This is a genomic window from Nostoc sp. DedSLP03 (assembly GCF_034530815.1).
Classification (GTDB): domain Bacteria; phylum Cyanobacteriota; class Cyanobacteriia; order Cyanobacteriales; family Nostocaceae; genus Nostoc.
Map to the genome: position 1 here is coordinate 1 of NZ_JAVRCK010000151.1, position 11,522 is coordinate 11,522.

Here is an 11,522-nt window from a genome sequence, read left to right on the forward strand (position 1 = left end):
TTCCTCCGTATTATCTCGTAGTCTTTTTCAGAAATCAAATATGATTCCTATAGTAGGTCAAAGTATAAGGTGGCAAGGGTTCCAGGAGCTATGTTGCTGATGTCGATTTTGACGGTGCGCGGTGTGTTCAGGGCTATTTTGTCGCCGGAGGTGTTTGCACCTGCTATCTTGACTTGATCGCTGAAGTATGCATTGCCGGTTTGCTGGAGGTTGAGGAGGGAGTCGGTTTGGGTGAGTCCTATGGATGTGCCGACTAGGGGGGTGAGGGTGCGGGCATCTAATAGGGCGACTTCAAAGGCATCGTTGGGGGCAAATTCGTTGGTTCCTAGTTGGGTGTCAAGGATGGTGAATTGCAGGTATTTGGCGTGTGAGGGGATGATGAAGTTTTGGGTAAAGTTGCTGTTAAAGGGGGAGTCTTCGGTGAGGACGGCTTGGGAGTTGAGGATGTTGGCTGCACCACGAGTTGACCAGTCGGTTTGGGTGTCGAAGTCGCCGTTGAGGATGCCGATTAGGGGGTCGGAGTTGAGAGGCGCTTGCAAGGCATTCCCCCCATCTCCCACTCTCCCACTCCCCCACTCCAAGGAGCGGACTGCGTTCAGGATTTGCAGGTCGATAAGGGAGGGGAGTTTACGGACACCTGGGGAGAGGGAGGTGTTCATTAGGTCGAAGGGATACAGTTTAGAATCGAGGTGGCTGCCGTCATTAGTGAGGGTGGCGGTGAAGTTGTCGCCTATGAAGAGTTTGGAACCGTTGACGGTTTGGATGTGGCGGTCAAATTCAGTGTAGCCGGAGATGATGCCTGCTAGGTGTCCCATTTCGTGCAGGATGCTGGTTAGCAGGTCGTATTTGCCGTATGCGTCGCCTGTGGTGGCGCGGAAGGCTGTGTCAGTGAGGGTTTGGGTGAATTCAGTGTTGTCGTAGGGGGTGGGGTCGATGAACCAGCCGATTCCGTTGGCATCATCGTCGATGAGGATTGTACCACCGTTGGGGCGACCAAGGGTGTCGTAGTTGGTGATTTGGGCTTCGGCTAGTTGTCCTGTGGGGAGATCTTCGATTTGGAGAGTGAGGTCAAAGGGGGTAGTGGGATCGAAAAGAGTTTGCCACAGGTTGAGTGAGTTATCTTGGAATATGTTAATTAATGCAGGACTTAAGTTATGGATGCTGAAGAGTTGCTCCAGCGATATGCTGCTGGGGAAAGGGATTTCAGTGGAGTAAATTTGCAATGGATTGAGTTGAGAGATGCCAACTTGAGAGGCATTATCTTGGTTGGAGCGAATTTGCATAGTGCTGAATTGGTTGGTACTGACTTGGAAGGTGCCAACTTGAGTAGAGCCATTTTGGATAACGCTAATATGGGTGGTGTCAACTTGGTCGAAGCCATTCTTGAGAGAACCAATTTGTGTGAGGTTGATTTGATTGGTGCTGATTTCAGCAGAGCTAATTTGAGAAAAGCTAGTTTGATTGAGTCTGGGTTGGATGGAGCCGATTTGAGTAGGGCTGACCTGAGCAGTGCGAATTTGCGAAGCGCTGGTCTTGATAACGCTGTCTTGATAGAGGCGAAATTGTGTGAAGCTGTCCTTGTTAATACTGTTTTCAGGGGGGCTGATTTGACTGAGGCTGACCTCAGTGATGCCAATTTGGAGGGGGCTAATTTCAGCGGAGCTAACCTTAGAGGTAGTATCCTTGATGGATGCTTCTTTTGCCAAACGATTATGCCTGATGGTATTGTCAGGAACGACCATTGTGATGAACTGTATGGAATTTGACAATCTAGCTTCATCAGCTAAGAGGTTCGCTGACGGTTGCATCAAAAATCCTTGGACAGTTGTTGGACCAGAATACTCTTTCCTTTCAATATCTCGTTCAATGTCATCTGGCAAATTAGAGAGTAAGTCAAGTCCTGTTATTTCTTCAATGTAATCAACGCTTCTAATGTATGCTGACCAGTCAGCAACAGGCTCATCTGGTGTGCGAGGATTGCTAAAATTTGGAGTTACAATGCCAATTACAGGTGTATTAACAGAGATATCAGCTAAACTCTGACCAGGGTTGAGGACGACAATAACTTTCCAAGTTTCTTCAGGAATGTAAATTCGCTCAAAATTCAGAGGATTGCCAGGGTAGACCTCACCAGGTGAATAATTTTCAGAGGCGGCTCCACCAGCGATAATATAAAGTTCTTTATTCCCTCTTTTGACAATTCCACTGCTGAAACGTTCCAATGCAGCCCAAGCTGTTCCTTGTCTATTATTGTCTGGGTCTAGCGGTAAGAGGTTGGTTGTCAAAAAGGTTGCAAACTGATCTTTCTCAATCCTGTTGCGGTCTGCATTGGGCGCAATATGACCGCGGTCAAATCTGCTACCTAAATACTCAATGCCATTTGCACGTTCTAAGTTTGAAGGAAGAGAGTTATCAGGTAACCAAGGATAGTTGTCAGGATTGCCTGGATAATCTGTTGGCACTGGAGACCTTTCGGAATTTGGTCTTGGTGTATCTCCTAACCAGCTTTGATTGAGTTTCCAACTTACCCAATTTGGTTCTTTTTTACTTTCATTGTAAGACAACGAATACTGCGGTTTTTCAATCAAATAATTGTTAGCATTAGTTTCTGCATCAGGCCTTGCCTCCTGTTCATTTAATGTTGGGTTACCTAAAAGAAGATGTTCGCTCTTGAAGAAAACATCATCTAGGTAAATAATATTGCCATTAACCTCAAATTTAAGGGTTGCTGCTCTACTCCGTAGCTCATCAGGAATATCTACGTGGAAAGTCTCAAACCCTCTAGTTCCATAACCAATTCGATTGATATCGGTATCAGGATAACCCAAACGGTAAGGAGTTTCTGATGCATCACCTGGATTTGCCCTACCATCTGCCACCCTTAAATCAATAGTGCCTATTTGTTGGAAGTTTCGATAACCATCAGCATCACCTTGAATAGAAACTGTAACAGTTCCACCATTAGGATTTGCAACATGCAAATTAAACCGCAGCACACCCCAATCAGGAACAACAAAGCGGTCATGAATAATACTTTGATTATCTTGTAACCTTAAAGCATAATTTGGCTGGTAATCCGCAGCAAAAGGATTAATGCCTAACTTCTCCAGATAATTAAGACTATCTGCTCCATCCCAACGTGTCATTAAACCATTTATTGTACGCCAATCAACCAAAGAAGCCTGGGTTAAATTATTATTTTCGCCATTGTATAAAGACCAACCAGCAATATTTTGCTGTTCCCCTGCATTGAACTTAACCGCATCGAAATTCCCATTAAACAGCGTGGGAACTGCAAAGTCACCGCGCATCTGGCGTTCTTTAGTATTATCGTAATCTACAGCAACGCGATTACTGTTGATATATAATTCAAAGTTATTCGATTGTCTAGATTCCCCTGTAATAGGGTCTTGTATCACAAATTCTTGTCCAGCAAGTTCCTGTCTTGTTTGTTTAGTATTGTTAGTTGACATCACGTATGGACGCAACTCCGAACCACCACCGAGAACTGAATAGAACCAACCCGTACCAATACCCTCCCAAGGTGCATTATCCGCACCGTGAATCAAATTCGCATCGGTATGGTCAGGAGTATACCAAGGAGTTGTATTTGTTCCATTCTTAGCTTTAGCAACTTCTAAATCACCTAGGCGGCGGTAAATATCATCACCGATTTTGGTTTCGTTTAAATCTGCCGTTCCTGCATACCACGTTAAAGCCAGTCGATGTGCGCTACCTTTAGGGTCATCCAGATCAAAACCAGCCCATTGAGAAAGATTAACATTTAAATCCGCATTTGAATTATACGTAACAGGAGATGTAATTCTATCAGTAAGTTGACGACCTGCAAGTGTTTGGGAACCGCTAGCTTCTTGATAGTAGTTATCTGCAAAAGTGACATTTTTCCAAACTGTTATTACTGGGTCAAGAATATTTCGGAAATTTCCGGCGGGAGAATTTTCATCATAATCATGGGGGTCGATGGTAGTCATTTGCAGGTCGCGGTTAACAGAATCAATACCACCTGCATTCGGGAAATAAGTACCCAAACGTTGAATAATTTCGCTGTTAACTACCGCACCCTGACCAAAACCAATAAAATGTAGCCGTGAGTCAAAAATAGCTCCCTGGCTATCATCTCCAATCGTGTTAGCATACCTCTGGTCTAACTGTACCAGCGACGCAAACAGAGTATCTGCCGCAGCTTCCGCAAACCCAGCATTGTAAAATTTAGTTTGGTCAGGAGCAGCTTCTATCCAGTCGGCTAATAGTACTAATGGTTGACCTCTCTGCGACGATTTATCACCAAATTGTTGCCATGTACCAGTATTCGCATTGTATTTTAAAACAGCACCATCTTTACCTGCAATATGTTTAGCTATCTCTTCAATTTGGTCATCAACTTTATAACCAAAGGTAGGCTCAACACCACGAGTTAAGATTGTGATACTAGTAAATGTTTCGTTGTTAGTAGCTTCTGGTAATGGAGTCTCAAATTCACCATTTTCAACAATATATTTCTTGCCTTTATCAGTAACAGCTTCCACAGCCCAGTAATAATCTTGGCCAGATGTTAGAGTGAGATTATCTGGAAGAATAAATTCATCATTGCTGCCAATTTTACTTCCACCATTCCAAGTCCAAACTCCTTGTTCACTTGAAGCTGCTACAATGCTCTTCGTCCACTTGGCAGTCAGGATGCGATTAGAGTTGTAGTCATTGATTAGTCTGTTGTCTTGTGTTGCTGGTATATCCTTTAACTCTGGCCACCTGTCCTTTGGCAACAATCCTTGACCTTTAGGAAATACACTGACATAGAGATTAACTTCTTTAACTTCTTCTTCTTTTGTCGGGTTGTAACATATATTTAATACATCGTCTGTTATCCCTGCAAAATTCCATTGGAATGTCGGTGTCAGTGTCTCTTCATTAATCACCTGGATAGGTTGAATTAAGTTCAGTAAAGGTCTTGTTGAGGCGATTCCCAATCCAAAGGAAGCACCAATACCAAGAGCGCTAGCACTGCTACCTGAGCCAAAGTTAGCAGCAATACCAACGGCTGAGTTCAGTTCATCAAGCGGCTTGTCACTTAACTGCTGAGACGATTTCTCCTTGATAGTTTTAATAATTTCCTGGACATCATACACGAAAGTACCGTTAACACCTGGATTAGTTGCGTATAAGTATCGGTTATCACTAGTAATAGCTAAGTCTTGGGTAAGCCCCATTGGAATTGGTCGAGTAGCTGCAATTAATTGAGGGTTATCACCTAATGGGTCTTTGATAATCCCGATACTGCTACCAGCTTTTGACCCATCAATACTTTCAATTCCACTGCCAAAATTTCGACCATTGCGACCTGCAACAAAAGCATACTCCTCACCGTTGCCAGGATCGCGTATCATCGAGACGGCTACTGCTTCGTTGACATCAAAATAATCATAAATACTACCTAAATTTAACTGAGCATACTTTATAGTAGCTGTAAATTGACTGGGGTCATCTTTGGTAATTGTCAAAACCCCATATCCTTCAGCATCTTTCAAACGATTGGTGAAAATCATCTTGTCTACTTCGGGAGTAGCAGAAATGCCTTCTACTCCTGCTGATGTTTCAATTTCACCAATTTGTTGATGCCATTTGCGGGTATTTACTTGCACTCCGTTGCTGGGTCGGTCATTGGGGTCAATGTTGATAACTGAAATTGTACCTTTACCGGGTTTAGAACTATTAGCTATGGTCACAAACAAGCGAGTGCCATCACTATTCATTGCCATCTGGCGTATCCCAGACAGCGCATTATTGATAGGAATGGTACTAATGTGCTTGTTATAATTTGGTGACGAAGGATCGATATCTAGAACAAAAATCTGCCCTTTGTTTCTGTCTGCTACATAGGCAAACTTATTATTTGGATGAATAACAATATCAGCAGGTGCCGCACCAGCCGCATTTTGTAAGCGAATAGAGTTAATGCCTTCTTTAGTGGGGTCTACGTCCAATGGTCGCATTCCTACTACATCTACTACCGCAATCTCACCAGATCCCATTAAAGGTACGTAAGCAACAGAGGCATCACTGGTAGTAGCAATATATCTAGGGTTGTCTTTCTTGTCAGGAGTTCCTACAGGAATACTCGCTAATAGAAGATTTTCAACACCTGCATCTGTAATTACTTGTTTGGGATTGAGCGCATTAATTAATTTAACAGTATCGCTCAGTGCATTAACTGTAACAGCAGTTTCAATACAAACAGGAACAGGAACCTTAACTAGCTCACTCTCTTCCTCTACTGGTGTTCCTATTTGTGAGGGTATCTGCCGCGCAATTGTAAAGCTTACATCATTGTTGTAAGGTAGAAAATCAGGGAGACGGAATTTTAATTCTTCTTTGCCTTCTGCTTCTGGGTCTAGTATGATGATGCCGCCTTGCTCAAAAGTTTGAAGACCAAATTTTAAATCAACTTTCAGGTTTTCGGGTTTGTTTCCAAAGTTATGACCCGTTACACGCAAAAACGCTCCTTGTTCATCAAAGTCTAATGCTACGTTTTCAGCTATTGGTGTGATATTTGTTACTACTGGAGGCGGTGGAACTTGAATTATGGCACTAGGAGTAACCCTTGATTTGATTTGGTCAAGATTAAGTTGGATATTTGCTTTGGTTGTATAAGGTAACCCTACTTGTGGTATTGAGACTATCTCTACATCTTTTTTATTTAGCTGCTCAGATAGCAAATACCCTAATGTAATTAAACCAATTCCTATAACAGCACCTGCTATCAATATGTTGGGTGAAAGCTTTGCAAATGCAAATCCTGCTGCAAGGCTCGTCGCTATACCTAAGGCTATGACTTCAGAGTTATCAGTTTTTGGAACTATATAGGCAAATGTTCCAGAAGTAAATGCACCTGCCCAAGGTGGTGACTGAGTGCGAATCATGCGATCATCGCCAACAATCCCAGATTCTTCAAGTATCCAAACAGATTTTAGAGTACCAGTTTCATCTGGTAGTTCTGTTTGGCGGATAAAGAAAACTTCTTGACCAGTAGCTAAATCATTAGGTGCAGGAATTGCCAATTGGACAGGTATATCTAAAGGTTTATCACCCACATCTAATTTGAATGCCCCAGCAATCGAGAATTTGTCTTCTGTAATTGGTAGTGTCGTCAGGTTTTCCTTACTTATCTGTTGAATGCTGACATTACTCTCCCCTTTTAAAGCACCAGGAGCAACCATAACCATTGACCCATCAATGGCTTGTACCACACCACCATTAACACCTAAAGTCGCGGAATTTAGATGTGGAATCTCTACCTGCACGGGAATTACATACTCTGCTGCACCATGAATAACAGTTACATTCGCTACGCCTTCATCTGTTGCAGTTATCAACCCATCTGGAGTTACTTGTAATATATTGTGATTACTCACGAAGTAGCGAGTGCCAGAAGCTGCTGTTCTTAAATCTGGCGAATCCATTACTTCATTGATACCAACCAATATTTTGCGTGTAATGCCTTCTACCAGTGTCACGGCTTTGGGATACACATTTAGCCCATTGGTTTCAGCAAGTACCACATTAAACTCGGCTTGATTTGTCGGCGCACCAAGTTCACCCACCCTCAGCGCCGTCACCGCCTGAATACCATTCCGCGCCGCACTCAGCACAGACACCCCATCACTTAACCCCATCACCTTACCCGCAGACACCGCCGCCACCGCAGTATTATCCGATGCCAACTGCAAATACGAATAAGGCAGAATCACATCTTGTTGGTCAGCAAAATCCCCAACCACCACCAAATCAGCACTTTCACCCGCATCCAACCGCAAACCGCGCCGTGCAAAATCAAGATTTACCAACGCCGCATTGCTAACATTCACCGTCACCAAAGCAGGTGCAGAACTACTAAACCCATCATCAGCAACAACTTCAAAACTTGCCGTTCCCGAATAACCAGCATTTGGTGTAAACCGTGCAGAATGACCATCTGGAGTAAACGTTACCGTCCCATTCACGGGATTGATGATGCGGTAAAAGATGCGATCGCCTTCAGGGTCAGTAGCTAATTTATCCAGGGCAATGCTAGTTGATAAATCAGTATGCGTTAGCACAGATGTAGAAGTGACTACAGGAGCCTGATTTGCCCTAAACCCATAATTACTACCGAGAATCTGCACATCAGCAGCATTAATGACACCATCGCGGTTGAAATCGTAAGTAGCACTGTAAACCCCAGAAGAGATCGCCCCTTCTAACAATCCACTATCCACCCCATCAACTCTGCCATCGCGGTTGACATCCCCAACGATCGCCAATTGCAAGTTATACGCGCCATTACCTGCAACTTGCAGTAAATTCAAGCCAGCTTTCTCAATTGCATACAGTGCATAACCACCCGATGCTGCAACAGGACTCAAACCATTGAGAACAGAGACACCGCCCTCTGAGACATCCACGCCAACCAACACAATACCTGTAGCAGTAGAATTGAGTTCGCTATCGCGCAAACTGAAGGTATAACGTTCGTTACCAACTGAAGTGGTAGTCTTATTATTCCATAACACTGCACCACCCAAATCCGCGTTGATGGACGATACTTGCGGTGTATTCGTAGAATAGGCGATCGCTTCTCCTCCTGTCCCAGGTGTTCCCGTTGCTAAAGTGAGAAGAGGAGTGAGGGAGTGAGGGAGGGAGGGAGAGAGGGAGTAGCCATAACGGCTAGCTTGTCCAGATGCAAGATTACGGGCTGATACCAAATTACCTTCGGTGTCATAGCTGTAAGTTACCAAACTACCATCTGGAGCAGTAATCTGCGTTAATCTGCCAGCACCATCCTTGACAAAACGTACCGTTTCCCCAGTGGAACTAGTAATACCACTATCGCTATATATTAGACGTGTACCATTAACCCCAATTTGCTCAGTAACACCACCACCAGAACTCAGGTGATAAACAGTACCCTCTGCCGAGGAGAGCGTGTAATCAGCACCATCAAACTCCCCACTGCCAGGATTATAAGCATGGCCCGTCTTCAGGTCATAGAAGCGATTACCAGCCAAAGTCAGTTTTGCATCTGCTGAAGAAAAGGTATAATTCACCCCGGAATCTGCCACCCAACTAGGTGTGTAATAAGTAAGACCAGGAATTGTGTGTTTCTGCGGTGCAAACGTAAACCCAACCCTTTCACCAGTCGGAGTAGTCAGATAAAGCCTTGTCCCAAGACGGAATGGCTCATAAACGCCTAATGATTCCCGTCCTGTCAACAGTACTAAGGTTTGAATGTTGGTATCTAAAGCAGCCAACTGCCAACCGTTACCAAAGCTGCCAACTTCATCAGCGTTGAGAGAACTGTAGGTGCGTATGAGGTTGAGGGTGTAGGGTGTGGGGTGTAGGGTGTAGGGAGAAGAAAAAGTTAGAGATAAATCAGTTTCAGTTCTGATATAGGCACTCGCCTTGGTGGTAGTATTGACCTCGACTACTGCTTGAGTTGATGAAGAGCGATCGCTAATATCAGTCGCTCTCAAGCGCAACTGATAGAAACCATTTTCTAGCTTACCAGGATCAAATTGAGCCAGAGTCAAATCGCTGACAGCACCATTACCACTAGCTAGTGTTCTGTAGACATTCTCACCAAAATCAGCGATTTCTAGTACCCAGCTATCAAGATTGACATCGCTAACACTGCCAATAATATTAGTGAGACTCTTTAGTAACGCCCCATCTAACCCAGGCGCAAATGCAACTATGGGTGCAGCCAAGTCTTGCTGGTCGCGCACCTTAACTACAGTACTATTATGACCAACGTGACCATCTGCATCAGTTGCAGTCACATCGACAACCAAGCGACCAGGAGTAGTTGGGGTAATCTCAATTCTGCCTTGACTATCAACAGTTACAGGTCTACCATCAACCGTGGCAGTTAAATTGGTAATTGCAGCCAAGCCCGAAGCGAGAGTTTGTACTATCACCCTTTGTCCTGGAACAGCCGGGAAACTTGATGTTAAATCAAAATTAACAGTTGGTGGTGTTGGTGCGATTGCCACTCGCACAAGAGATGTCTGCGTTACTGTTTTCTCGCCATCGCTAACACTGTAAGTAACACCATAATCACCCACTTGTCCGGGATTGGGTGTCCAAGTAAACCGTCCTGTCACCGCATCAAGTACCGCACCCAGAGGTAAATCAACAGCTGTGTAGGTGAGATTTGTGTTGTTATCTGGGTCAGTCCCAGCAACTGTAAATTGCAGTGTTTCACCCAGCGCCACAGCATGGGGTGACACAGAGATTGCAGGAGTGCGGTTGACGTTGGCAATACGCAAAGTCACATCGCGGATATCACTAGCACCTTGAGCATCAGTTGCCGCAAATCTTAATACATATTCACCCGCCTGTTCATAATTGGGCTTCCAAGTAAACTGACCTGTGCGCGGGTCAAAAGCAGCACCAGTTGGCAAAGCTGAAACAGCCGAGTAAATTAATGAATCGTTATCAATATCTCCCGCCGCCAAGGTAAACCCGACTTGGTTGTTTTCAAGTCCAGTTTGAATAGGCAACGGTGCTAGCACAGGAGCCTGATTTGTATTATTTACCAGAATTGCAAAAGTTTGAGAACTGCTCTTATTACCATCACTTGCAGTCACAGTGATGTTATTATAAGTTCCTGCCTGTGCTAAATTGGGTGTCCAAGTGAGTATTCCTTGTGCAGAGTCAAGTACCGCACCTGGGGGTAAATTTGATGCAGAGTAAGTAAGAGTATCGCCATCAGCATCACTGCTTGATAATGCCAAAGTGAGAGTTTGCCCTTCAGCGACAGTTTGATTGGCAATTGCTGAAAGTATAGGTGCAGTGTTAGAAGTGCGAACAATTAAATTAAAGGCTTGCTGACTGGTAAGAACCTCTGTTGAATTGCCATTACCGCTATCTTGAACCCGAATGGTGACAGGAGATGTGCCGATATCAGCAAGTGTCGGTGTCCAACTGAATAATGCTTCCCCATAAATTGCAGTGGGTGTAAGGGTGGCACCAGCAGGCAGACTACTCAGATTAAAGTTTAAATTATCTTGATTGCGATCGCTGGCTTTAACAATAAATTCCAGAGTCTCACCAACAACTGCAACTTTGTTTCCAATGAAAGGCAATTTCGGTGCGTCATTGGGTGCATTCACTGAAACAACAAAGGTATATTCATCTCGTTGCACAGCATTGACACCACCGCCATTTCCATTATCAGCTGCGACCAGAGTAAAGGAATAATTGCCACCATCACTAACTCCAGGAGTTAGGCGCAATGTAGCTGTCCCATCGCCATTATCAGTAAATTTGACAAAATCAGGGATACCATATCCTGTAGATTCGGCTTTAAGTTGCAACACCAACGGGTCATTATCAGCATCACTCACCCTTAGTACCAAATCTCGTGTTTCACCCCGGTTGAGGGTAACGTTGGTGAATTCTGCAATCGCCGCAGCAATTCCAAATTCAAATTTTGACAACGGGTAGAGTCTAGCTTGAGGATATAA

Annotated in this window: 1 protein-coding gene and 1 pseudogene; one reads left to right on the forward strand and one right to left on the reverse strand. The window is 44.2% G+C overall.

Annotated features, from left to right (window positions below; all coding sequences use genetic code 11):
• Positions 1-1,154: 1,154 nt before the first annotated feature.
• Positions 1,155-1,766 carry a pentapeptide repeat-containing protein gene (locus RM368_RS38955; protein WP_416212291.1) on the forward strand — a complete coding sequence of 204 codons (612 nt, stop codon included), beginning with the start codon at positions 1,155-1,157 and terminating at the stop codon, positions 1,764-1,766.
• Positions 1,767-1,883: 117 nt separating this feature from the next.
• Here RM368_RS38955 and RM368_RS36605 read toward each other — a convergent pair.
• Positions 1,884-11,402, reverse strand: a pseudogene (locus RM368_RS36605) (Ig-like domain-containing protein); the annotation flags it as partial.
• Between the last annotated feature and the right edge of the window lie 120 nt (positions 11,403-11,522).